Source organism: Nocardiopsis yanglingensis (genome assembly GCF_045809185.1).
Classification (GTDB): Bacteria; Pseudomonadota; Gammaproteobacteria; order Xanthomonadales; family Xanthomonadaceae; genus Stenotrophomonas; species Stenotrophomonas yanglingensis.
In genome coordinates, this window is the sequence record NZ_JBJNRH010000001.1 from 311,354 (window position 1) to 333,889 (window position 22,536).

General features: G+C 64.6%; 19 protein-coding genes. 7 read left to right on the forward strand and 12 right to left on the reverse strand.

The genetic code is table 11. The annotated features are described in order from the left end of the window. Window positions 1–43: 43 nt before the first annotated feature. The gene (locus ACJ7C5_RS01490) at window positions 44–1,009 is read right to left on the reverse strand and encodes a DUF2268 domain-containing putative Zn-dependent protease (RefSeq protein ID WP_412702875.1); all 966 of its coding nucleotides are present in this window, start codon (window positions 1,007–1,009) and stop codon (window positions 44–46) included. A 138-nt stretch (window positions 1,010–1,147) separates the two neighbouring features. Between ACJ7C5_RS01490 and ACJ7C5_RS01495 the strand changes: the two genes are divergently transcribed. After that, window positions 1,148–2,131, forward strand: a complete 984-nt coding sequence (locus ACJ7C5_RS01495; protein ID WP_412702876.1) for a hypothetical protein — start codon at window positions 1,148–1,150, stop codon at window positions 2,129–2,131. 15 nt (window positions 2,132–2,146) lie between these two features. On the opposite strand, the gene ACJ7C5_RS01500 is transcribed toward ACJ7C5_RS01495, so the two are convergent. The 5 genes from ACJ7C5_RS01500 to ACJ7C5_RS01520 all read right to left on the reverse strand — a co-directional run bounded on the left by ACJ7C5_RS01500 (window position 2,147) and on the right by ACJ7C5_RS01520 (window position 7,648). Beyond that, window positions 2,147–3,034: a restriction endonuclease gene (locus tag ACJ7C5_RS01500; RefSeq protein WP_412702877.1), complete on the reverse strand. Its 888-nt coding sequence runs from the start codon at window positions 3,032–3,034 to the stop codon at window positions 2,147–2,149. A 49-nt stretch (window positions 3,035–3,083) separates the two neighbouring features. Then, entirely contained in the window at window positions 3,084–3,404 is a 321-nt protein-coding gene (locus ACJ7C5_RS01505; protein WP_412702878.1) for a hypothetical protein, read from the reverse strand. 167 nt (window positions 3,405–3,571) lie between these two features. Then, window positions 3,572–4,600: a hypothetical protein gene (locus tag ACJ7C5_RS01510; protein ID WP_412702879.1), complete on the reverse strand. Its 1,029-nt coding sequence runs from the start codon at window positions 4,598–4,600 to the stop codon at window positions 3,572–3,574. Between the two features lie 88 nt (window positions 4,601–4,688). Then, entirely contained in the window at window positions 4,689–7,151 is a 2,463-nt protein-coding gene (locus ACJ7C5_RS01515; protein ID WP_412702880.1) for a S9 family peptidase, read from the reverse strand. A 167-nt stretch (window positions 7,152–7,318) separates the two neighbouring features. After that, window positions 7,319–7,648: a hypothetical protein gene (locus tag ACJ7C5_RS01520; RefSeq protein ID WP_088026476.1), complete on the reverse strand. Its 330-nt coding sequence runs from the start codon at window positions 7,646–7,648 to the stop codon at window positions 7,319–7,321. Window positions 7,649–7,743: 95 nt separating this feature from the next. On the opposite strand from ACJ7C5_RS01520, the gene ACJ7C5_RS01525 reads away from it, so the two are divergent. From ACJ7C5_RS01525 to ACJ7C5_RS01545, 5 genes are all read left to right on the forward strand, one after another. Next, window positions 7,744–7,896, forward strand: a complete 153-nt coding sequence (locus ACJ7C5_RS01525; protein WP_157664591.1) for a hypothetical protein — start codon at window positions 7,744–7,746, stop codon at window positions 7,894–7,896. Window positions 7,897–8,189: 293 nt separating this feature from the next. Beyond that, window positions 8,190–8,696, forward strand: coding sequence for a hypothetical protein (locus ACJ7C5_RS01530; RefSeq protein WP_232460562.1), 507 nt, complete (start codon window positions 8,190–8,192; stop codon window positions 8,694–8,696). Window positions 8,697–8,708: 12 nt separating this feature from the next. After that, window positions 8,709–10,136 carry an XVIPCD domain-containing protein gene (locus ACJ7C5_RS01535; RefSeq protein WP_412702881.1) on the forward strand — a complete coding sequence of 476 codons (1,428 nt, stop codon included), beginning with the start codon at window positions 8,709–8,711 and terminating at the stop codon, window positions 10,134–10,136. Between the two features lie 70 nt (window positions 10,137–10,206). Further along, window positions 10,207–10,983 (forward strand): HipA family kinase, encoded by a 777-nt coding sequence (locus ACJ7C5_RS01540; protein ID WP_125428407.1) that lies wholly within the window; start codon window positions 10,207–10,209, stop codon window positions 10,981–10,983. Next, a complete protein-coding gene (locus ACJ7C5_RS01545; protein ID WP_412702882.1) occupies window positions 10,961–11,353 on the forward strand; it encodes a DUF3037 domain-containing protein in 393 nt (130 codons plus the stop codon). The genes ACJ7C5_RS01540 and ACJ7C5_RS01545 overlap by 23 nt, the downstream gene beginning before the upstream one ends. Before the next feature lie 16 nt (window positions 11,354–11,369). Here the strand turns inward: ACJ7C5_RS01545 and ACJ7C5_RS01550 are convergent, their stop codons facing one another. Next, window positions 11,370–12,800 carry a serine hydrolase domain-containing protein gene (locus tag ACJ7C5_RS01550; protein WP_412702883.1) on the reverse strand — a complete coding sequence of 477 codons (1,431 nt, stop codon included), beginning with the start codon at window positions 12,798–12,800 and terminating at the stop codon, window positions 11,370–11,372. Window positions 12,801–13,018: 218 nt separating this feature from the next. After that, window positions 13,019–13,924 carry a LysR family transcriptional regulator gene (locus tag ACJ7C5_RS01555; protein WP_412702884.1) on the reverse strand — a complete coding sequence of 302 codons (906 nt, stop codon included), beginning with the start codon at window positions 13,922–13,924 and terminating at the stop codon, window positions 13,019–13,021. Window positions 13,925–14,043: 119 nt separating this feature from the next. Between ACJ7C5_RS01555 and ACJ7C5_RS01560 the strand changes: the two genes are divergently transcribed. Next, complete coding sequence (locus ACJ7C5_RS01560; RefSeq protein ID WP_412702885.1) at window positions 14,044–15,033, forward strand: zinc-dependent alcohol dehydrogenase family protein; 990 nt, start codon at window positions 14,044–14,046, stop codon at window positions 15,031–15,033. A gap of 43 nt (window positions 15,034–15,076) precedes the next feature. Here ACJ7C5_RS01560 and ACJ7C5_RS01565 read toward each other — a convergent pair whose 3' ends face one another. The 4 genes from ACJ7C5_RS01565 to ACJ7C5_RS01580 form a co-directional block, all read right to left on the reverse strand. Then, window positions 15,077–17,605, reverse strand: a complete 2,529-nt coding sequence (locus ACJ7C5_RS01565; protein ID WP_412702886.1) for a membrane-bound PQQ-dependent dehydrogenase, glucose/quinate/shikimate family — start codon at window positions 17,603–17,605, stop codon at window positions 15,077–15,079. 131 nt (window positions 17,606–17,736) lie between these two features. Continuing rightward, window positions 17,737–20,451, reverse strand: coding sequence for a DNA gyrase subunit A (gene gyrA, locus ACJ7C5_RS01570; protein ID WP_412702887.1), 2,715 nt, complete (start codon window positions 20,449–20,451; stop codon window positions 17,737–17,739). 217 nt (window positions 20,452–20,668) lie between these two features. Further along, entirely contained in the window at window positions 20,669–21,733 is a 1,065-nt protein-coding gene (mtnA, locus tag ACJ7C5_RS01575; protein WP_125428421.1) for an S-methyl-5-thioribose-1-phosphate isomerase, read from the reverse strand. 47 nt (window positions 21,734–21,780) lie between these two features. Continuing rightward, complete coding sequence (locus tag ACJ7C5_RS01580) at window positions 21,781–22,509, reverse strand: DUF3011 domain-containing protein (protein WP_097049548.1); 729 nt, start codon at window positions 22,507–22,509, stop codon at window positions 21,781–21,783. Window positions 22,510–22,536 lie beyond the last annotated feature (27 nt).

Genomic DNA, 22,536 nt, shown 5'->3' on the forward strand with positions numbered 1-22,536 from the left:
GCTCTCCCGATTCATGGGATCAGTCTAACGCCCTGCCCTGCGCTCAGCGCACGGCCGTACGCGCCGCCACACCCGTGACTTTCGCCGGCATCCACATGCCCGGCGTCCAGCCGCTGGCGGCGAGGATCGCCTTCGGGTTGTCCTGCTGGATCAGCGCACGTACCGCATCGCGCTTGTCCCTGGCCTGCAGGTAATAGGCCTTGGCGATGCGGTAGCCCACCCAGTAGCCCAGATCATAGGGTTCCTGTGAGCCGGGCTTGTAGTTGTACAGCCACGGCGACAGATCGGTGCTGTCCACGTCCAGCGCGAAGGCGCTTTCGATATGCACCTCCCGGCCACGGGTCCAGGCGGCATGCCGACCGTTGCCGACGTTGCCGGAAATCAGTTCGGCGATGAACTCGGCAATGCCTTCGCCCAGCGAAACACGCAGCACCGTCGCATGCGGGTCGCCCGGCTCGAAGTCGGCCAGGCCGGTCTGCTGGATGTGCACATACTCGTGCGCGATCACGTGCACGAAGCGGTCCTGCACATTGGGATTCATGAAATCCGCTGCGCACAGCGCTTCCAGGCCGATGATCACGCCGCTCTTCGAGGTCAGCCCGACCGGCCGGCCGCGGCCGACCGCGATGGTCACCGGCGGAAACGTGGCCTGCGGGTAGATCGCCTGCAGGTTGGCGAACACCTGCACCAGGCGCTGCTTCACCACCGGCAGCTCCGCAAGGCAAGCGCGGCCCTGCGCATACACTTCGGGCTGGCTGGCAATGGCCTCGGCAATGCGCTCGGGCGTGACCCGTCGCGCCTTCGCCAGTTCACCCAGGCCCGTACTGCCTTCGGCCAGGTAACCTGCCAGCTGGGCGACGCTGGGCTTGCCGCCGGTGCTGTCGTAGAGCGCGTAGAAGCGGCTGGCATCGGTGGTGAGGATCTGCGGCCCGGGCGGGGTACCCGCCTGTGCCACGCCGACCGCCCCGGCACAGGCCAGGGCAAGCAGGCAACGCAGGAAACTGGACATCGCTCCGTCCTTGGTGGAGTGCATGCGAAGCGCGCAATCTACCACTCCGCCCCGGCTACCGCAGCGGGCATATGCAGGCCCTTCGGGGCTGTGCCAGACTCACTCTGGCACCTGCCATGGATGATGGAGCACCGCACGATGATGATCGTTCCCGCGTACTGGGCCGAAGCCCGCCTGCAGGCCCGTTTCCGTGGCCGGCCGGTGGTCGTGCGCCGCTTCGGCTGGTCCGACGAGGGACCTGCCCAAGCCCAGGCCCACGCCGACGCACGTGCCCATGAAGCCCTCAACGCCATCATCGCCGGGCAGGTACTGCCGCGTCGCGAAGTGCGCAGCAACTACGGTGTGGAGGGCGTACCGATCCGCGAGCAGATCGTGCAGCGCGACGGCGATGTCATCATCACCCGCAACAGCTATGGCGCGCTGTGCCTCAACAGCCCCGACGTGCTGTTTGCCGACATCGACCATGCGCAGCCGCCGGCCGGATGCGTGATACCGGCCATCGTCGCTGCGGCCGTGCTGCTTGCCGGCGCCATCATCGGCACCGTGCTTTGGCATTGGCTGGTGGGCCTGGTACTGGGCGTGGCGGCAGTGCTGCTGGTCAACGCGGCACTGCTGATGCGGCGGAAGCAGCGCCTGGCCGCTGCCGGTGGTGCTGAAGGGCTTGCGCTGAAGCGCGTGGACGCCTTCAGCGAACAGCATCCCGATTGGCACCTGCGCGCCTACCGCACACCGGCGGGGCTGCGCGTGCTGGCGATGCATGCCACGTTCTCACCTGAGGACGAGCAGCTGCAGGCATTCTTCAAGGCACTGGGCACCGACACCCTGTACGCGCGCATGTGCCGGCTGCAGCATTGCTTCCGTGCGCGACTGACACCGAAGCCGTGGCGCGTTGGCCTGAAGTACCGCATCCGGCCGCCGGTGGCCGCGTGGTCAGCCGAACAGGCCAACAATCCGGATCGACTGGCCTGGATTGCCGAGTACGAAAGAAAGAGTGCCGGCTTTGCGGCCTGTGCCTATCTGCGCAGCTTCGGCGACACTTCCCGGGTGCATGCCAAGGCCGAGCATGTGCGCGAACTGCACGATCGCCTGTCGCACGCGCAGGACCGCCTACCGCCGGCGTGAGGGCGGGCGCTTGGCTCAATCATCTCCCGCGAGGAACCAGACAGGTTTCAACGGCAGGCGCCGACGTGCTTCATCATCGAGCTGCTGGTAGTGCTTAGTCCATAGCTCGACCAACGCATTCCCACCAATCAGCATCACCCGGCGGTGGCTTTGACGTGCTTCCAGATCAGCATCCCGGGTGAATCCGGAAAGCGCGACAAACAGGCCAACATCCCCCTCCCCCAGTACAGCCATGAAACTGCGAATTCCCATTACATCGATTCTTGGCGAGTTGGCATTTCGCTTGACCTGCACCTTGATCCTTGGAGGACGGGTACCCAAGGGGTCATTGAAGGCGATGATATCCACCCCGCCATCCTTGCCTGGTGGGGCAACCCATCCCACGTGGTACCCCATGGCACGCAGAAGACAGGCGACCAACTCCTGGAACTCATAGGGGGGCATCGCCGCCAGATGCAGAGAAATTTCACTCCAGGCTTGTTCTTCAGCCTGCTCAAGCGTAAGTCCCGCGGCGTTCTCGACAATTGCCTCATCAAGCGTATCAACAGCAGCGGTACTCTGAGCATGCTTCCACTGTCGATAGAGAAGCACAGCTTGTCCATAGAACTCAGCAGGGTCCTGGTACTTCTGCAACGCTGCGGCCCCATCCGTGGTCACCGTCCAGGTACCTTTCTCTTTCACCAACCAGCCCGCCTTGACTGTATCAACCGTTGCAAAGCGGACGATCTTCTCGAAGCGCCGGCCGCCCGAAGCGTATTCCCCTGCTTCGTACTCACTCAGCGTGAACTCGCCTTCAAGCTGATGAAGTGCTTCATTAGCTTGCATACCTTCCGGCCGCTGCTGCAGCAGCTCGAACAACCTGCGCATGAACTGCCCAGTTCGCGCCTTTGTGATTTCCGCCATGCTCAATCATCCGACTATCCATTGATAGCCAGATTATAGGTAGTTCAGCTCAGTCAGCGCCCTGCACGAACGGCTGCCCTGCCAGGGTAGTGCCCAGCCGCACCGCGACCTGCTGTTCGCCCTTTTCAAACGTCGTTGCGCACTGCTTTCCGCCCTTCTGGCATCCGACTTCGGGAAAGCCTTCCAGAGACTCCGGCGCGCCCTGCGCCGGCTTCGCCTGCCAGCCGGCGGCCTCCAGCAGGCGCTTGGCCTTGGCGTAAGGCATGCCGGCGATGATCTCCAGCTGCGCCACCTCGGTGGGCAATGGTTGGGGATAGGCCGTCGAGATGGAGGCCAGTGACAGCACTGCAGCAAGGATGAAAGTTCTCACCAAACGACTCGTTTCATGCGGCAAGGTTGACAGCCTAGCGCAGTCGAAACCAGAAATGTCAGCCAGCCACAAATGGTTACGCAATCAACACAGACTGCGACAGCAGAGGCTCGATTAAAAAACGAACCATCAAAAAATTCTCAGAATCCGCACATTAAGCAAGAACCCTACTTCACACACAATGCGTAGCTACTTTCAAACTCCACCTGCGTGTACCCTCCCATAACGCTTTTTTGCAAGGAAGCAGTCAACATCCTAGCGGCCATCAATAGAGATTCGTACAACTCACTCTCGTCGCACGCGCCAACATCCCATTCACCGCCACGACTATTCCATCTCGCGAGATGGAAGCTTCCGTGTACAAATTTTGATCGGAAATCATAGAGCTTCCCTACGATATTCTTCTTATCCTGCCAGTCACCCAAGAATATTCGAGACTTCTCACCAAGCTGGCGTCGGAGTTCAGCATTACCCCTGCAGTAAAATGACTCCAACCCCTGCATCAACCAGAAGAGCGTCTCACCGCCCTTGCTGACACCCTGGGAAAGGGCATGTGTATACGATGCAAGTGAACGCTGAATCGGAGTGACCGCCTTGTCTTGAGCAAACAGTCCCAGCCTGATTTCCCATGACACTACCTTCTCAAGGTTTAAGACCATCAGTTCTGGCCAGCCGCCACTTTCATTTACCAACATCTCATTGGAAAATGAAGACACCCCCGGCACAGAAGTAATGTACTGATCATCCAACCAGACGCTTCCTTCCAGAGAGGATATCCGTGCTGGATATGCGATCTGTGCAAGCGTCAGCACATCAACTACGACTGGCGAAAGCACATGTGCAACGAGCGGCAAAATCAGCTCTTCTTCAATGCCCCCACGTTCAATATTTTCCTTACGAACAGCGCACACATCGACCCGACGAACAACGTCAATTCGGAGAAATCCCAAGAGGGTGCTCTCAAGCCATCCGTCTTGCCCTCCAATGAACTTCATGAGTACTTGTTGGCTAGGCTCGGCTAGACATGCGCTTGCGGAGACGACGCCATCTTCAGTTCGCAAAATTGCCTCAGGAAGATAGTTAACAAGATCCTCCAAGCAAGAATCAAAGTCCGGAGGCAAATTCTCAAATACGTACAAAAAGCGACGGATCGGGACCCAAATCTGTACATCCACATCCACTTGATCGTCCAACATCCCCCCTATGGAGCAGCACTGTTCCTAGGCGTATTGACTCAAAAATAATGCTGCGGCGCATCTAGGCCACCGCAGCATGCCCTTCTCCTTACTTGGCTTTTTTCACGTAAGTGTCAAACCAGTTCAGCATTTCCGACACCAGCTGCTCGTTCGATTCCAGTGCGGTGTACCAGTGCGGTTCGTTCGGCAGCATCACCAGGCGGGTGGTGCCGCCGTTGCCGCGGATCGCCTGGTACAGCTTGCGCGACTGGAACGGCTCGGTGCCCGGATTGGCGTCGTCCTCGCCGTGGACCAGCAGCAGCGGCAGCTTGATCTTGTCGGCGTAGAAGAACGGCGAGGCCTTCAGGTACACGTCCTGCGCCTGCCACACCGAGCGACGCTCGTTCTGGAAGCCAAACGGGGTAAAGGTCTTGTTGTACGAACCGCTGGTCGCCACGCCGGCCTTGAACAGCTTCGTGTGCGCGATCAGGTTGGCGGTCATCAGGCCGCCGTGGCTGTGGCCGGTCACGCCGATGCGGTTGCGGTCAACCACGCCCATGTCCACGGCCTTGTCCACCGCCGCCTTGGCGTCGGCTTCCAGCTGCTCCAGGTAGGTGTCGTAGGCGTTCTTCGGGTCGCCCACGATCGGGAACGAGGCGTTGTCGATGATCGCGTAGCCGGCCAGCAGCATCAGGCGGTACGGCTGCAGACGGGTGAAGGTCTGCTGCGAACCGGACACCTGCCCCGCCTGCGCGGCGTTGGCGAAGTCGGCCGGGTAGGCGTACAGGATCGCCGGCACGCGCTGGCCTTCCTTGTAGCCCGGCGGCGTGTACAGGGTGAACGACAGGTCCACACCGTCGGCGCGCTTGTAGGTCACCAGCTGCTTCTTGATCTGGCGCACTTCCGGGGTCGGGTCGACCAGTTTGGTCAGAGCGGTCGTGGTCGACGCGAACTGCGCCTCGCCGGCCTTCGCATCGGCCACTGCCTCACCCTGCTGGCGGATGAAGGCGTTCGGCGGATCGATCACCGACTGGTGCCAGGTCAGGTAGCGGCCCGGCGTGTTGCTGAAACCGAGGAACTGTTCGTAAGCATCGGCACTGCTGCGGAACAGGCGCTCGCTCTTCAGCGTGCCCAGGTCCAGGCGGTCCAGGAACGGACGATCGCCCTGCGGCGAGGCACCACGGCCGCTGAGGAACACGTGGTTGCCCTCACGACGCACGACCTGCGCGCCATTCGGCAGGCGGGTGAAGACCAGGTTGCCGGGGTTGCCGTACAGCTCATCGCTGGACATGTCCCACAGCAGGCGGCCTTCCTTCTTCGGCTGGTCCACATCGACGATGCGGGTCTGCATCCAGTGACGGTTCTCGTCGTTCTCGTACTGGAAGGCCACGGCCGGATCGGCGGTCCACGCGAAGCCCTCAAAACGCTGCGCGGTACGGGTGATTTCGGTCGGCTTGCCGTTGAACGGAGCCTTCAGCATCAGCACGCGATCGCGATGCGGCACGTTGACCTTCCAGTCGCCCTTGTCCAGCGCTTCGGCATAGACCAGGGTGGCCGGATCGGTGGCTCGCCAGTCGAAACCGCGCGGGCCTTCCGGTACGCCGTGCACCGGCACGCGGTCGGCCAGCGGCAGGCTGGCGATCGGCGTGCTGCGGCCATTGCTCACGTCCAGCACGGCCACGTCGTTGGCGAAGCGCTGGTAGGTCACCGCATGTGAGTACGGCGCCTTGATCGATTCGGTCAGCACATGCACGCCATCGGGCGCGGCGCTGACCTCGTTGAACAGCGCCGGTTGCCCAACCGGCCGCACGCTGCCCGCGGCAGTATCGACCACGGCCAGCTGCGAGGCACCGTAGTAAGCGAACAGCTTTTCGTCATGCACGCTGGTCAGCGTGTCGCGGGCCTCATAGGTGCTGCTTTCGCCACTGCTGCCCAGCGACTCCTGCGCGTCCGGACCGGTCGGCACGCCGCCATTGGACGGCGCCGGGCCCTGGTTGGCCGGTACCAGCTTCACCAGCAGGTTCTGGCTGCCGCCCAGCCACTGCACGGTGTAGCCGAAGATCGGGTTCAGCTGCACGTTCGGCACCTGCTTCACCTGGCCGGTAGCGGCATCGCCTACCCAGAGCTGCACGCTGGTATCGACGGCATTCTGGAAGGCGAAGTGGCTGCCATCGGCCGACCACAGCGCGCCGGTGGCGCAGCCCTGCGGCAGGTTGACCTGGGTCTCCTTGCCGCTGCCGATATCGACCAGGGTGAAGTCGGCCACGCAGGCCGGAATGCCGTAGCCGCCGGGAGTGTCATGGCGACTGCGGTTCTTCGGCTCCAGGCGCACACCGGCCAGCTTCAGGTACGGCTGGGCCACGCGGCTGATCGACGGGTAGGTCTGCGCGGTGGTCAGCAGCAGGCGCTGGCCGCCCGGGGCCACGTTCGGTGCCGGCGGCGGCGGTGCCTTCAGCACCTTGAGCAGGTGTTCCGGCGGCTTGGCGTAATCGGCAAGCGCCGGGCCAGCGGCCAGCAGGCCGAAGGTGGCAACGGCAATCGCCGCCGCCAGAGAGGTTCGACGGATGAGCATCCTTATCCCCTGGGGTGTGAATGGGTACCCGGAATCGGGCATGGCCCCGAATCTAGCACCGCAGGGGTTGTCGTGAATGGGCCGGAAGGGCTAGTGGCCGGATGGGGCAAAGTGCGGCCCCGGGAGGTGCCGGGGAACTGCCGGCACCTGCCTCGCATGGGCTGGCACTACTGCTGCGCGTGCAGATCCCAGGTGGCCAGGTAGTCGGGGTCGACCACGATCATGCCACTGGTGCGCATGCGGTACTCCCCGGGCTCGGCTGGTTGGTACTGGTCCAGCATCGGCGGCAGATAGCGCTCGTGGCCATCATTCTCGTCGGCCAGTACCACGCCCTCGTCGGCGCTGATGCGCAGCACCGTACCAGCGTACTGCTCCAGCCCCTTTACCTGTCCGTCGCCGCCATAGCGGGTCACGCCGACCAGCACCAGCTTGCCGATCATTTCCTCAACCTTGGCATCGTCCAGGGGCGGCAGCGTTCCATCGTATTCGTCGCTCATTGGTACACCTCCAAAGCCTGCAGGAACATCATGGAGATGGCGCTCTCCCGCACCTGGAATGCCAGCGGCAAGACAGGGGGAATCTGGAGGCGCACATGCCTGGATCGCAGCACCGGCAGGACAGCGCCGGATCTGCGATGCGTGAAGGGTGGCAGGTATTGCGGGTGGCGGCCATCCGTGCCGGCAAGGTGGCCGTATCAGACCGGATTCAACACCACGCGGTGCAGAGCATGCAGGATGAAACGTGACAGCTGCGCAGTAGCGGCATGACAGCCTCCTGTTGAAGGTCACACCCAGGGTGGATGCTGCTTGGGAACCGATGCTGCCACCGAAACGGGAAGAGCGGAGTGAAGACCACGCTTCAAGTACGCTTAACCTCTGCTTCATCCGGCTGGCCCTAGGGTCAGCCTTCAATCTGCAAGGAACGCACATGCCCCGGTACGCATTCATACGACCGTGGACCATCGCATTGTCTGTGGCCACGCTCTGCGCCTGCGCACATGCCGCCGACAGCACGCCAACTTCTCAAGGAACCGACACCATGGCCCCCGCCGTATCCGAGACCACTTCGCCCTCCCCGCTCAATGCCGAGCAACTGTTGTCGCGCCTGCTGGACCTGATCAAGGCAACGACGTCCACGCGCGAGCTGACCGTCGAACGCCTGTCTTCGGCAATGCAGGCACCGGCCCAGACCTTCGGCCCGGGCCACTTCGGCTATGGCGGCACGCTGACGCCGGAATGGAGCTATGGCCTGGAAGTGAAGCAGGGTGGTGCGACCGGTGCGCGATTGGACCTGAACTTCATCGATACCAGCAGCGACCGCAAGGCCTCGGCCGCGGCGATCTGCCAGGTGGACTTCAACCACTTCGCCTCGGCACTGGATGCCGCCGGCTTCAAGCGCGAGACGGTGCGCGGCGAACACGGCCGGGTGATCTACGACCGCTTCGATCGACCGCAGCTGAGCATCAAGGTCGACACGATGCCCGAAAATCCCAGCGCTCTCGGCGACGCCACGCATGCCTGCGTGCGTCTTGTCACCGTGCAGTAAGGGGAGCCATCAATGACGACCCTTTCCGCAGAAACGGAACGCCTGCTGGGCGAGTTCGCCGGCAAGACCGACGTCACCAGCGACCAGGTCGACAACCTGCGCAGCGTCATCGCGGGCTCGCCCGTGCTGGCCAAGCAGGTGGACGCAGCGATCGCGGCAGGCTATCTGGAACGCTTCGAACTGTTGCCCGCCACAAGCAATGCGGGTGGCACCTACGAGACCGGCACGAAATCCATCAACCTGCCCGCCAGCAGCTTGTCGACCCCGGCGGCGCCGGACAGGTTCGACGCGGCCGAGGTCACCTTTGTGCTCGGTCACGAGATCCAGCACGGCTTCAACGATGCTGATGTCGAGCGTGCCTACGTGCAGTTCGATGCCGACGTGGAGCAGATCGCAGGCCGTACCACCAGCCATGATTACACCGAGGCGATCGGCACCCTGCTCGCGGCCAACCGCCGCGATGAGGCCTCTTCGAACATCGCAGGCTGGAATGCGCTGGTCAGCCAGGTACGTGCCAACAACCCGGACGCTACCCTGCGCGACCTGTATGAAGCCAGCACCCGCTCGACAGACGTCATCCAGTCGCGACCCGGCCCGCCGATCACCTATGCACCGCACCCGGAGCTGACCCTCAATGCCGACCTGACCATCTCCCCCACCGCAGCCAACATCGAAGGAATGGCCAGGCACTATTACGATAAGGGCGTCAGCACCGGCCTGGGCCATCATGGGAATTCGGACTACCAGAATTTCTACGGCGTCCAGGCCATCGAACTGGCCAGTGGATACGAGGCCGCGAATCCAGCGCCCGACGGCGTCAGCCGGATGGAAGTGAACATGAAGAAGCTGGGCCTGGACGAGCGCCTGCTGGAGCAGAACGGGCTCAACCTCGGCGAGGGCTCGCCCCCGCGCCAGCCCTACTTCGATACCAGCACCTCGCCTTCGACGCTGCATTACTTCGACCACACCGAAGGCACGCATACACACGTCCCCATCACCGCACGGCAGGCCTCTACCGGTGATGCAATGGCGTCGCCACTTGCGGAAGGCCGAGACCGTTCCCTGCACGAGCAGATCCGCGGCAAGGTAGCGGAGCTGGATGCTGCCAACGGACGCAGTTTCGATGCGTCCAGCGAGCGCCTGAGCGCCAGCCTGCTGGTGCTGGCCCGCGAAAACGGGCTGGACCGGGTCGACCATGTGGTACTGAGCCGGCAGACCGGAGATGCCGCCGCCGCGCAGAACATCTTCGTGGTGAAGGGAGCGCTGGATGATCCAGCCTCGCTGCGCGCGTCATCGCCCACCGCCGAGGCCGCGCAACGCCCGGTGCAGGACAGCCTGGATACGCTAGCCGTGGTCAATCAGCGGCAGGCCGAGCATGCCTCGCAGGAGCAGACCCGCACACAGGTGCAGGAACAGCAGCGTAGTGCGTTGTCACACTGAGGGCAGATGGCAGGGAGCCGCCGCGGCATCACCCGGCGCTCCCGTCCCGGCAGCACGCTAGAATGCGCGCATGCGCACCGTACATGCCCTCCGCTACATCACTCCCTTGCGGGAAGGTGGCTCCCTGCCGGCCGTGGTCGAGACCGACGACGACGGCATGGCCGTGCTGAAGTTCCGTGGCGCCGGCCAGGGCCCGAAGGCACTGATCGCCGAACTGATCGCCGGTGAGATGGCGCGCACGCTGGGCCTGCCGATTCCGGAGATCCTGTTCGTGGAGCTGGATCGCGAGTTCGCCCGCACCGAGCCGGATCCGGAGATCCAGGAGCTGATCCGCGCCAGCGAAGGTTTGAACCTGGGCCTGGACTACCTGCCCGGTGCGATCAACTACGACCCGGCGGCGATGCCGGTGGATGCCGATCTGGCCTCGCGCATCGTCTGGTTCGATGCGTTCACCAGCAATGTCGATCGCACCACGCGCAATCCCAACCTGATGGTGTGGCATCGAAAGCTGTACCTGATCGACCACGGTGCGGCCATGTACTTCCATCACGACTGGGCCAACGCCGGCGATGCCTGCGAGAAGCCGTTCGTGCTGATCCGCGACCATGTGCTGCTGTCGTTCGCCAGCCACATCGCCGAGGTGGATGCCGAGCTGGCCGCGCGCCTGACCGACGCCGAGATCGAGCGCATCGTCGGCCTGGTGCCGGACAGCTGGCTGGTCAACGAGCCGGCATTCGACAGTCCGCAGGCCTATCGCCAAGGCTATATCGACTATCTCAAGCATCGCCTGAACGTGCGTGCGGTGTTCGTGCAGGAGGCCATCCGTGCCCACGCTGCACACGTATGACTACGCCGTCATCCGCGTGGTACCGCGGGTGGAGCGCGAGGAATTCATCAACGTCGGGGTGATCGTATCCTGTCCCGGCGCGCGTCATCTGGAAGCCGCCATCGAGATCGATCCGGCACGCCTGCACGCCTTCGCGCCAGCGCTGGACCAGGAGGCGCTGCAGCCATGGCTGGATGCGATCGTGGCGATCTGCCGTGGCGACGCCAGCGCCGGGCCGATCGCGCAGCTGCCGGCGCGTGCGCGCTTCCATTTCCTCACCGCCAAGCGCAGTTCGGTCGTGCAGATGTCGGGCACGCATGTCGGCCGCACGGCCGACCCGGCGGGTGTGGTGGAACACTTGATGACGAAGATGGTGCGGGTGCCGGAATGACCGGCACCTGCCGCGGTCACAGCGGCACTCTACGCGCGATGTAGTTGACCACGTTGCCGATCGCATCCGGATCGACATTGGCCAGCCCAACGATCACATAGCCCTGTGCGGGCATCACCACAATGGCACTGTTCGATCCGGGCGCACCGCCTTCGTGGCCATACTGGTGTTCCCTGCCCTCGCCCTGCACCACGAAGCCGAATCCGTACCAGCCCTTGTGGTTCTGCGCCGTGGTGGCCTGCTGCAGCAATGCAGGTGAGACCAGCCTTCCACTGCGCAATGCCTCGGCGAATTTCACCATGTCGGCCACCGTGCTGTAGCCACCCCCGGCTGACATGCCGCGCCAGGGCAGCGACTTCGTTTCACGGACCCATTGCCCATCCTTCTTCGTATAGGCGACGGCACGCTGCGGGACGTTCACTGTTTCCGGCTCGAAGCCGGTGCCGGTCATGCCCGCCGGGCCCAGGATGTGCTCTTCCACATAGGCGTAGTACGACTGCCCCGAAACCGCTTCGATGATGCGTCCCAACACGATGAAGCCATAGTTGGAGTAGCCGTCCTGGCTGCCAGGCGTGAATTGCGGTGCATCCTTGGCGAAGCGCTGCACATAGTCATCCAGCGTCTTCAGCGACGCGGAATACTGCTCGAAATCGTCGCCGAAGAAATCGCCCAGGCCGCTGGTGTGGGTCAGCAGTTGGCGCACGGTCACGGTGCCGGCAACGGCCTTGTTCGGATAGTCCGGCAGATGCTTGCCGATGGTGTCGTCCAGCCCAAGCCTGCCATCCTGCACCAACTGCAGAATGGCCACCGAGGTGAACATCTTGTTGGAGGACGCTAGGCGAAACTGCGTATTCACGCCCACTGGAATGCCAGCGGTGCGATCGGCCTCGCCACCGCGCCAGTCCAGCAGCACCTTGCCGTTCTGCGCCACCTGCAACGCTCCCGACAGCGCGTCCTGCGCCCGCAGCGCCTCCAGCTTTGCTGTGGCGTCGGCCATCAGCGCAGGCAATGCAACCCGTGTCGGCTTGTACTTGTCCGGCGTTTCAGTGCCCTCGATCTGGAACTGCTTCACGTGCGACGGGTTGGCCGGGTCCATGACCGCCGTCACCCGCATCGCACGTTCGCTCAGCTGGCCCATCACCAGCAGCTTCGCCTGGCTGGGCGCGCGCTCGAGTGTTTCCAGCACGCTCAGCGGGCCGGTGCTCTCGCGGAACTCGAGATAGTCCCTGGGAGTGCTGCCCTCCTGCTTCGCATATCTGTCGGCGAATGCCTGCAACCCCTCGAGGCTGCCCGCATTGAAGGCCGCGAGCCAGTCATCGATGGCATCCTGCGCACGTGGATGTTCGCGCTCGGAAGATGCTGCGCCAACTGCCGGAAACGCCGATGTGGCCACAAGGGCCAAACCGGCCAGTGCATTGCAGAGAAACAGGCGTCCAACAGCCCTCATGGCAGTTCCTTTGCGGGTATCCTTGGGCGCATCCTAGACGATGGATCGGCCCACCGCATCCACGCCAGGGACTCCGCCGCAACACCTCGACGGTGACGTTGAATGCCTCGATGCGATGCCATTCACTCCGCGCGTGCGGTGAAATGCGCACAGCCCTGAAAGCAACGTGAGTGCGTGATCCTTCGCAGTTGATGGAAACCCTGCTACCCGATGCCACGCTATCGCCTTGCCATCGACTGCTCGGTGAAACGCGCCACACAGAAGTCCAGGAAACTGCGCAGCTTGGGGGTCAGCTGGCGGTCACGCGGGTACACCAGGTTGATCCACGTCGATACCGGCACATGGTCCGGCAGCACTTCCAGCAGCTCACCACGCTCCAGCGCAGCAGCAAGCATTTCGTAGGGCTGCAGGATCAACCCCAGACCACCCACGGCCGCTGTCAGCAGCGGCTCGGCCTGGTTGACCATGAAGCGGCTGGACACCGGCACGGTCAGTACGCTGCCATCGGCATCGCGGAAGCTCCAGCGCGTGCGGATGATCGAATGCGCGAAGCCCAGGCACTCGTGCCGGCTCAGGTCATTGGGATGGGTAATGGCCGGGCGCGAAGCCAGATAGTCCGGCGAGGCACACAGGACCAGTGGATACGGCCCCAGCCGCCGCGCCACCAGCCCGCTGTCAGCCAGGTCTCCGGTACGGAACACCAGGTCGTAGCCGTCCTCGACGATGTCCACCAGGCTGTTGGACAGGTTCAGATCAACCTGCACATCCGGGTACTGCTGCATGTAGGCCACCACCGCCGGGCCAAGCGCGTGCACGCCGAAGGTGACCGGCGCACTGATGCGCAGGCGACCCATCGGCCGTCCACGTGCCACTTCGGCCAGCTGCTCGGCGCCCTCCACTTCCTCCAGGATCACCCGCGCCCGCGCCAGGTAGGCCTGGCCGAAGTCGGTCAGGCTCTGCTTGCGCGTGGTGCGGTTGAGCAGTCGCACGCCCAGGTGCTGCTCCAGCGCCTGGATGTGCTTGCCGACCACCTGCGGCGATAGATCCAGTACCAAGGCGGCAGCCGCGAACGAACCAACCTCGGCCACTTTTGCGAAGGAACGCAGGGGAGCGATCAGGTCCATTGCAAACAATCCGTTTTCAATGAAACGAAAGATTACCCCTTATTCTGGGTGCAGACTACGCGCACAGTAACGCTCACCCTTTCGCCGGCGCCCTCGTCGGCCCTTCCTCGGAGTCCCCCATGAGCCAGGTTGTCCGCATCCACGAATATGGCACCGCCGATGTACTGCGCATCGACAACATCGACGTTCCCGCCCCCTCCTCCGACGAAGTCCAGATCCGGGTCAAGGCGATCGGCCTGAACCGCGCCGAGGTGATGTTCCGCAACGGCGCCTATCTGCAGGAGGCGCAGTTCCCCAGCCGGCTGGGCTACGAAGCGGCCGGCGTGGTCGAAGCGCTCGGCAGTGCGGCGAGCGGCTTCGCTGAAGGCGATGCGGTCAGCGTGATACCGCCGCTGGACATCGCGCGCTGGGGCACCTATGGCGAGCTGGCCAATGTGCCGGCACGACTGGTGGTCAAGCACCCGCAGGCGCTGGACTTTGAGACGGCCGCCGCGGTGTGGATGCAGTACGTCACCGCCTGGGGCGCGCTGCTGGAGCAGGCGCATCTGTCCGCCGGGGATTTCGTCATCATCACCGCTGCCAGCAGCAGCGTCGGCCTGGCCGCGATCCAGATCGCCAACGCGGTAGGTGCCACGCCTATCGCCGTGACCCGCGGCCCGGGCAAGCGCCAGGCTCTGCTTGATGCCGGTGCCGCCCATGTCATCGCCACCCAGGAACAGGATCTGGCGGCCGAAGTGGCGCGCATCACCGGCGGCGCCGGCGCCCGTGTGGTGTTCGACCCGATCGGTGGCCCGCAGTTCGTGCCGCTGACCGAAGCCATGGCGCGTGGCGGCATCCTGCTCGAGTACGGCGCGCTGAGCAGCGAACCCACGCCGTTCCCGCTGTTCAACGTGCTGGGCAAGTCGCTGACGTTGAAGGGCTATCTGTACTCGGAAATCGTCTCCGACGATGCCGCCCTGGCCCGTGCCAAGGCCTTCATCGTCAACGGCCTGGACCAGGGCACGCTGGCGCCGAAGATCGCCAAGGTATTCCCGTTCGCGCAGATCCAGGACGCGCACCGCTACCTGGAATCGAACGAGCAGATCGGCAAGGTCGTGGTGACGGTGTGATCCAGCGTCATGCAACGGGGGCGGCCCACCGCCCCCGTTGCGGTTACCTCGGCAACGCAAACGCCATCACGTAATCGCCGTTCGGGGTTTCCATGAAATGGTGGCCGCCAGCCATGATCACCACGTACTGGCGCCCACCCTGCTCGTACACCATCGGGTTGGCCTGGCCGCCGGCAGGCAGCTTGGCGTGCCACAGTTCCTTGCCGGTCTTCAGGTCGATGGCACGCAGCAGGTCATCGGTGGCGGCGGCGATGAAGATCAGGCCGCTGGCGGTGACTACCGAACCACCATTGTTCGGCGTGCCGATCTCGATCGGCAGGCCGGAACGGATGCCGAACGGTCCGTTGCCGCGCGCACTGCCGAACGGACGGTCCCACAGCAGCTTGCCGGTGCGCAGGTCGATGGCACGGATACCGCCATAGGGCGGCTGCTTGCACAGCAGCCCGGTGAACGGCAGCCGCCAGCCAGCGTTGACCTGGATGCCATACGGCGTGCCCACCTGCGGGTCGCCCGCGCCTTCTGCACCGCCCTTGTCGAACCGGATCTTTTCGCGCGGCAGCCAGCCCAGGCGATCAGCCTCGGCACGTGGCACCAGCCGGTTGTAGTTGGGCATGTCGTTGTAGTTGGCCACGATCACGCCGCGGCGCGTATCGATGGACACGCTGCCCCAGTCCGAGCCGCCGTTGTAGCCCGGGTACTCGATGGAGTGGCGGTCACTGCTCGGCGGCGTGTAGAAGCCTTCGTAGTACGCCTTGCGGAACTGGATGCGGCAGACCAGCTGGTCGATGGGGGTGATGCCCCACATGTCGCGCTCGGTCAGGTCATGTTCGCGGCGCAGCGTGTGGTACAGCGAAAACAGCTGGGTGGGAGAACGCTGCTCGGGTTCGACGCCGCCGACCGGTACCTTGCGCTCTTCGGCGGCGGTCAAAAGCTGGCCGTTGCGGCGATCGAGGATGTACATGTCGCCCTGCTTGGTCGGCAGCAGGATCGCCGGCACCTTGCCCGCCGCCGTCGGGTAGTCGATCAGGCTGGCCTGCGAACCCAGGTCGTAGTCCCACACATCCTTGCGCACCGCCTGGAAATGCCAGACCGGCTTGCCGGTGGCCACGTCGATCGCTACCAGTGACGTCGAATAGCGGTTCTGGTTCTCCGTGCGCGAGCCGCTCCAGTAGTCGCCCGCGGAATTGCCCAGCGGCAGGTAGACCAGGCCCAGCGCCTCATCACCGGTGGCTGTGGTCCACATGTTGGGCGTGCCGCGCGTATAGGTCTGCTCGCGCGGCGGCAGGCCGCTGCGCTCGGGCTGGTCCATGTCCCATGCCCAGCGCAGCTTGCCGGTGATGGCATCGTAGGCCTGGATCACGCCCGAGGGCGCATCGCGGCGCTGCCCGTCCAGCACCTGATGCCCCGTCACGATCACGCCGCGCACGATGGCCGGCGGCGAGTTGATCGACACGTAGCCCGGTGGTACCTCGCCCATGCCCAGGGTGATGTCGACCTGGCCGTTGTTGCCGAAATTCGCGCAGGGACGGCCGCTGTCCGCGTCCACCGCGATGATGCGGCCGTCCAGCGTCCCTTCGATGATGCGCGCCCAGCACGTCGGACGACTGCCCGGTGCAGCGCTGCGGGTGACGCTGGGCGGCGGTTCGGGCAACGCCAGATCGGCCGCGGCATCGGCCAGCGTGGCATCGGCAAGAACCGGCGTGCTGGGCTGCTCGTAATAGCTCACACCACGACAGGCAGCGGTATAGGGAATCGAGGCGTCCTTCACCTTCGGATCGAACCGCCACAGTTCCTTGCCGCTGGCGGCATCAAGCGCGATCAGGCGGTTGCGTGCGGTGCACAGGTACAGGCGGTCGCCGATCTTCAGCGGCGTGGTTTCGGCGCCCCAGCGCTTCTTCGGCATATCGCCGGTACGGAACTGCCAGGCCGGTTGCAACGTGGCGACATTAGCCGGGGTGATCTGCTGCAGCGGCGAATAGCGGGTGCCCGCATTGCTGCGTCCCCACGCAGGCCAGTCGCCATCCGCGGGCTGGTCGGCCGGCTGCAGGCCCGTGGTATCGCGCGTAGGCTCCAGTCCGGCGCTGACTGCACCTTCCGGGAATGGCAGGTGCCCGTCCATTTCACCATGCGGGGCGAAAGCCAGACCGAAGGCGGCCACGAACACCAGCATCAGCACGCCCGCCACGCTGCGCGACAGGCGTTTTGAAACCGGCTCGCGCAGCGTCGGCGCCAGCAGCGCCAGCACGATGCCGAGCGCGGTCACCAACCCGAGCCGCGGCACCCAGCGCCAGTAGTCGCTGCCCGACTCCCACCAGGTCCACAGCAGCGTGCCGATGAACACCAGCGCGTACAGCAGCGCGCCGCTGCGGCGATTGCCGAACAACAGGAGGCCGCTGGCCAGCAGGCCGAGGCCGGCAATCGCATAGTAGGCCGAGCCACCGAGACTGAGCAGCCACGCACCCAGGCCGCCGATGACCAGGCCGAGCACGACCAGCAGCAGCGACAGCACGGTGACAAGAGGATGCCGGGAGGCGCGGACGGGAGCAGGAGCGGACTGCGGCGTGGCGGACATCGTTGATCTCCGGGGGCAGCATGCGCCGTTATCCCACCGCCTGCGTGAAGCGCGCGCGTATGTGCGGCATCCGGATACGACGACGCCGGCACTGGGCCGGCGTCGTCGGGTACCTCAGGCTCGCGGCAGGATCACTCCTGAGCGGCGTCCTCGCTGCTGGCAGCAGCCGGTGCGCCGTCGGTCGTGGCCGGGGCAGCGGCAGCCACCTCCTCCTCGTCCTCATCGATCGAGGCATCCATGCGCTCCACCGCCTGCAGCTTCTCGTCCTTGGACAGGCGGATCAGGGTCACGCCCTGGGTGTTGCGGCCGACGCGGCTGATTTCCGAGCCACGCGTGCGCACCAGGGTGCCGCCATCGGAGATCAGCAGGACTTCGTCGCTGGAGCCCATCAGCACCGCGGCGACCAGCTTGCCGTTGCGCTCGGTGGTCTGGATGCCGATCACGCCCTGCGTGCCACGGCCCTTGCGCGGGTAGTCCGGCAGCGGGGTGCGCTTGCCGTAGCCGTTCTCGGTGGCGGTGAGGATGTACTGCACGCTGGCGTCATCGGCACCGTCGATCACCGCATCACCATTGCTGGCGGCTTCCTCGACACCGTTGTCGTCCTCGTTCTCGTCCTCGATGCCACCGGCACTCTCGGCCACGATCAGGCTGACCACTTCCTCGCCGGCCGGCATCTTGATGCCACGCACGCCGGTTGCGGTACGGCCCATCGAGCGGACCTTGTCCTCGCCGAAGCGCACGGTCTTGCCGTTGGAGGCGAACAGCAGGATGTCGCGCTCGCCGTCGGTCAGGCCGACGCCGACCAGGGCATCGCCCTCGTCCAGGTTGATCGCGATCTTGCCGCGCGCCAGACGGAAGGCGAATTCGCCCAGCGGGGTCTTCTTGACCGTACCGTTCTTGGTGGCGAAGAACACGAACTGGCCATCGGCGTACTCGCGCACCGGCAGCACGGCCTGCACGCGTTCGCCCGGTTCCAGCGGGATCCAGTTGATGATCGGACGGCCGCGGGCGTTGGAACCGGCTTCGGGCAGCTGGTAGACCGGCAGCCAGAACACCTTGCCCGAACTGGTGAAGGTCAGCAGCGTGTCGTGCGTGTTGACCAGCCACAGCTGTTCGATGAAATCCTCTTCCTTGGTCGCCGCCGCACTGCGGCCACGGCCACCACGGCGCTGTGCGCGGTACACGCTCACCGGCTGCCGCTTCACGTAACCGGCATGCGACACGGTGACCACCACGTCTTCCGGCGCGATCAGGTCGAGGATGTCCAGATCTTCTTCGCTGTGGCGGATTTCGGTACGACGCTCGTCGCCGAACTCGGCCTTGACGTTGACCAGCTCCTCGCGGATCACCTGCAGCAGGCGGTCGGGATCTTCCAGGATGTGGATCAGCCCGGCGATCACTTCCAGCAGCTGCTTGTACTCGTCGGTCAGGCGGTCCTGTTCCAGCCCGGTCAGGCGGTGCAGACGCATTTCCAGGATCTGGGTGGCCTGGATCTCGGTCAGCTGGTAGCCGCCCTCGATCAGGCCCACACCCTTGGGCAGGTCTTCCGGACGCGAGGCTTCGGCACCGGCGGCACCCAGCATCGCACCGACCAGGCCCGGCTCCCACACGCGCGCCAGCATGCGCTCGCGGGCTTCGTTCGGGTTCGGCGAGGTCTTGATCAGTTCGATCATCTCGTCGATGTTGGCCAGCGCGACGGTCAGGCCTTCCAGCACGTGGGCACGGGCGCGCGCCTTGCGCAGCTCGAACACGGTGCGGCGGGTGACCACTTCGCGACGGTGGCGGACGAAGGCCTCCAGCATCTGCTTGAGGTTCATCAACTGCGGGCGGCCATCGACCAGCGCCACCATGTTGATGCCGAACACCGATTCCATCTGCGTCTGCTGGTACAGGTTGTTCAGCACAACCTCGGCAGATTCACCGCGCTTGATCTCGATGTAGATGCGCATGCCGTCCTTGTCGGACTCATCGCGCAGCTCGCTGATGCCTTCGATCTTCTTTTCCTTGACCAGTTCGGCGATCTTTTCGATCAGACGCGCCTTGTTCACCTGGTAAGGAATTTCAGTGACGATGATCGATTCGCGGCCGTTGTCGGCCACTTCGATATCGGCACGGGCACGGATACGCACGCGGCCACGGCCGGTGCGGTAGCCAGCGACGATGCCGGCGGTGCCATTGATGATGCCGGCGGTCGGGAAATCCGGGCCCGGGATGTATTCCATCAGGCCGTCGACATCGATTTCCGGGTTGTCGATCAGCGCGATGCAGGCGTTGATCGATTCGCTCAGGTTGTGCGGCGGGATGTTGGTGGCCATGCCCACCGCGATACCAGCCGAACCGTTGACCAGCAGGTTCGGGAACCGGGTCGGCATGACCGTCGGCTCCAGCTCCTTCTCATCGTAGTTGGGCTGGAAATCGACGGTTTCCTTGTCGATGTCGGCCATCAGCTCATGCGCGAGGCGCGACATGCGCGCTTCGGTGTATCGCATCGCCGCGGCGGAGTCGCCATCGATCGAGCCGAAGTTACCCTGGCCATCGACCAGCATGTAGCGCAGCGAGAACGGCTGTGCCAGGCGCACCAGCGTGTCGTACACCGACTGATCGCCATGCGGGTGGTACTTACCGATGACGTCACCGACGATACGCGCCGACTTGAAGTAGGGCTTGTTGCTGTGCGCGTTCAACTCGTTCATCGCGAACAGCACGCGGCGATGCACCGGCTTGAGGCCGTCGCGCGCATCCGGGAGCGCGCGGCCCACGATCACGCTCATGGCGTAATCGAGGTAGCTCTTGCGCATCTCGTCTTCCAGGTTGACCTGGATGATTTCCTTGGCGTTTTCTGCCATTCGGGTTCCGTTGTCTGGTAGCGGTCCAGTCCGGCGCAGCCCTCTGCGGGAGGGGGTCGCGCCGGAACCTCGATTCAACCTGTGGATACTACCACAACAGGCCGTTTCCCGCCTCCCTTTACGGAGATTTTACCGGCACAAATCAGGAACTTAGGGGGTTGCCGGCCAGCGGCCGGCACTACCGGGGCGGAGGTCACGCTGCCCCTTCCCCTGTGCCTCAACCGCCGAAGGCGGCGCGCATGTTCTCGGTGGTCGGGTTCAGGATCACCCCACGCTCGGTCACGATGGCGTCGATCAGCTCACCCGGGGTCACGTCGAACACCGGGTTCCAGGCGGCAATGCCTTCGGCCACGGTGCGGGTACCGCCCACGCCGTAGAGTTCGCCCGGATCACGCTGCTCGATCTCGATCTGGCTGCCATCCACGGTCTCCATGTCCACGGTCGAGGACGGCGCCACCACCATGAACCTGACACCGTGGTGGCGGGCGGCGATGGCCAGCTGGTAGGTGCCGATCTTGTTGGCGGTATCGCCGTTGGCGCAGATGCGGTCTGCACCGACGATCACCCACTGCACCGCACCGGTCTTCATCAGGTGCGAGGCGGCGGAATCGGCGATCAGGGTGGCGTCGATGCCATCCTGCTGCAGTTCCCATACGGTCAGACGTGCACCCTGCAGCCATGGACGGGTCTCGCCGGCGAACACGCGGGCGATGCGGTGCTGGGCCATGCCGGCACGGATGACGCCCAGTGCGGTGCCGAAGCCGGCGGTGGCCAGCGAGCCGGTGTTGCAGTGGGTCAGCACACCGCTGCCGGCCTCGATCAGGCCCGCGCCCAGCGCACCCATGTGGCGGTTGGCGGCCAGGTCTTCCTCGGCGATGGCCTGCGCTTCCGCTTCCAGCAGGGCCTTCCAGTCGGCGCCGGCGGCGTTCAGGCAGCGACGCATGCGTGCCAGCGCCCAGGCCAGGTTGACGGCGGTCGGACGCGACGCGTTCAGGCGCTGCAGCGCCGGTTCCAGCTGCTGCAGCGCGTGCGCACCGTCTGCGGCCTGTACGTCACGTGCGGCCAGCACCACGCCCCAGGCTGCGGCAATGCCAATCGCCGGTGCACCACGCACGGTCAACGCGTGGATGGCGGCGGCAACCTCGTCACTGTCATGGCAGACCACATGCTCGACCACGAACGGCAGCTTGCGCTGGTCCAGCAGTTGCAGGGCATCGCCGGTCCAGAGGATCGGGCGGATGTGGTCGTAACGGGCGTAGTCGATGTCGGAGGCAGTGTTCATGGGCCCATTGTAGGGCCACGCCCCACGTGGTTGGAGCCTGCCCGGACTCAATTCACCGAGAATTCGGCGCGGCAGCCGCCATCCACCCAGATCCCGTTACGGTTCCAGCCCCAGGTGTTGCCTTCCTCGCACGGTGTGCTGGACAACTGTTCGGTGACGACGGCGCCGACCGAAATGCTCGCGCCACAGAAGCGGCGCTTCTTCGACTTCGACTCGCAGGTCAGACGGCGTGGCACGTCAACAAAACGGCCGTCCTCGTCAGCCACTTCGAAATCCCCCTGGCAACCGCGGCTGGTCCACACTTCGTTGCGCTTGTAGCCCCAACCCTGCCCTTCCCGGCACGGCAGTGCCGACAGCTGCCGCAACAAACGTACCGGCGCGCCGTCCAGGCGCACCGGACAGCTCTGCGGACGACCATTGGATTCGCAGCGCACCACGCGGCGGACCAGGCGTTTGCCTTCATTCGCTGCCGGAGCCGCCCCCGCGGCGCGGCGCGCGCGGAATTCGGCGCGGCAACCCAGTGTGACCCAGACGCCACTGCGGTCGGTGCCCCACTCGCTGCCACGGATGCAGCTGCTGTTGGAAAGCTGGCGCACAAGGTCGATGCCATTGCTGACATCGATATCGCAATGCACCCAGCCCATGTCGCGCGATTCGCAGGTCACCACTTCGCCGTCATAACCCACCTGCTGGGCAGACGCCGACGACGGCAGCCAGGCCCCCCACAACGCGATGGAGTAGACCGGAGCCGCGACGACCGCAAACCACTTGACCAATGCCTTCCCCAACAGGAGTGGACGAAT

What these genes read in the sequence shown, in the direction of transcription:
- ACJ7C5_RS01490 (WP_412702875.1), bottom strand. Translation starts at nt 1,009, where the DNA reads ATGTCCAGTTTCCTGCGTTGCCTGCTTGCCCTGGCCTGTGCCGGGGCG.
- ACJ7C5_RS01495 (WP_412702876.1), top strand. Translation starts at nt 1,148, where the DNA reads ATGATGATCGTTCCCGCGTACTGGGCCGAAGCCCGCCTGCAGGCCCGT.
- ACJ7C5_RS01500 (WP_412702877.1), bottom strand. Translation starts at nt 3,034, where the DNA reads ATGGCGGAAATCACAAAGGCGCGAACTGGGCAGTTCATGCGCAGGTTG.
- ACJ7C5_RS01510 (WP_412702879.1), bottom strand. Translation starts at nt 4,600, where the DNA reads ATGTTGGACGATCAAGTGGATGTGGATGTACAGATTTGGGTCCCGATC.
- ACJ7C5_RS01515 (WP_412702880.1), bottom strand. Translation starts at nt 7,151, where the DNA reads ATGCTCATCCGTCGAACCTCTCTGGCGGCGGCGATTGCCGTTGCCACC.
- ACJ7C5_RS01520 (WP_088026476.1), bottom strand. Translation starts at nt 7,648, where the DNA reads ATGAGCGACGAATACGATGGAACGCTGCCGCCCCTGGACGATGCCAAG.
- ACJ7C5_RS01525 (WP_157664591.1), top strand. Translation starts at nt 7,744, where the DNA reads ATGCCTGGATCGCAGCACCGGCAGGACAGCGCCGGATCTGCGATGCGT.
- ACJ7C5_RS01530 (WP_232460562.1), top strand. Translation starts at nt 8,190, where the DNA reads ATGGCCCCCGCCGTATCCGAGACCACTTCGCCCTCCCCGCTCAATGCC.
- ACJ7C5_RS01535 (WP_412702881.1), top strand. Translation starts at nt 8,709, where the DNA reads ATGACGACCCTTTCCGCAGAAACGGAACGCCTGCTGGGCGAGTTCGCC.
- ACJ7C5_RS01540 (WP_125428407.1), top strand. Translation starts at nt 10,207, where the DNA reads ATGCGCACCGTACATGCCCTCCGCTACATCACTCCCTTGCGGGAAGGT.
- ACJ7C5_RS01550 (WP_412702883.1), bottom strand. Translation starts at nt 12,800, where the DNA reads ATGAGGGCTGTTGGACGCCTGTTTCTCTGCAATGCACTGGCCGGTTTG.
- ACJ7C5_RS01555 (WP_412702884.1), bottom strand. Translation starts at nt 13,924, where the DNA reads ATGGACCTGATCGCTCCCCTGCGTTCCTTCGCAAAAGTGGCCGAGGTT.
- ACJ7C5_RS01560 (WP_412702885.1), top strand. Translation starts at nt 14,044, where the DNA reads ATGAGCCAGGTTGTCCGCATCCACGAATATGGCACCGCCGATGTACTG.
- ACJ7C5_RS01565 (WP_412702886.1), bottom strand. Translation starts at nt 17,605, where the DNA reads ATGTCCGCCACGCCGCAGTCCGCTCCTGCTCCCGTCCGCGCCTCCCGG.
- gyrA (WP_412702887.1), bottom strand. Translation starts at nt 20,451, where the DNA reads ATGGCAGAAAACGCCAAGGAAATCATCCAGGTCAACCTGGAAGACGAG.
- mtnA (WP_125428421.1), bottom strand. Translation starts at nt 21,733, where the DNA reads ATGAACACTGCCTCCGACATCGACTACGCCCGTTACGACCACATCCGC.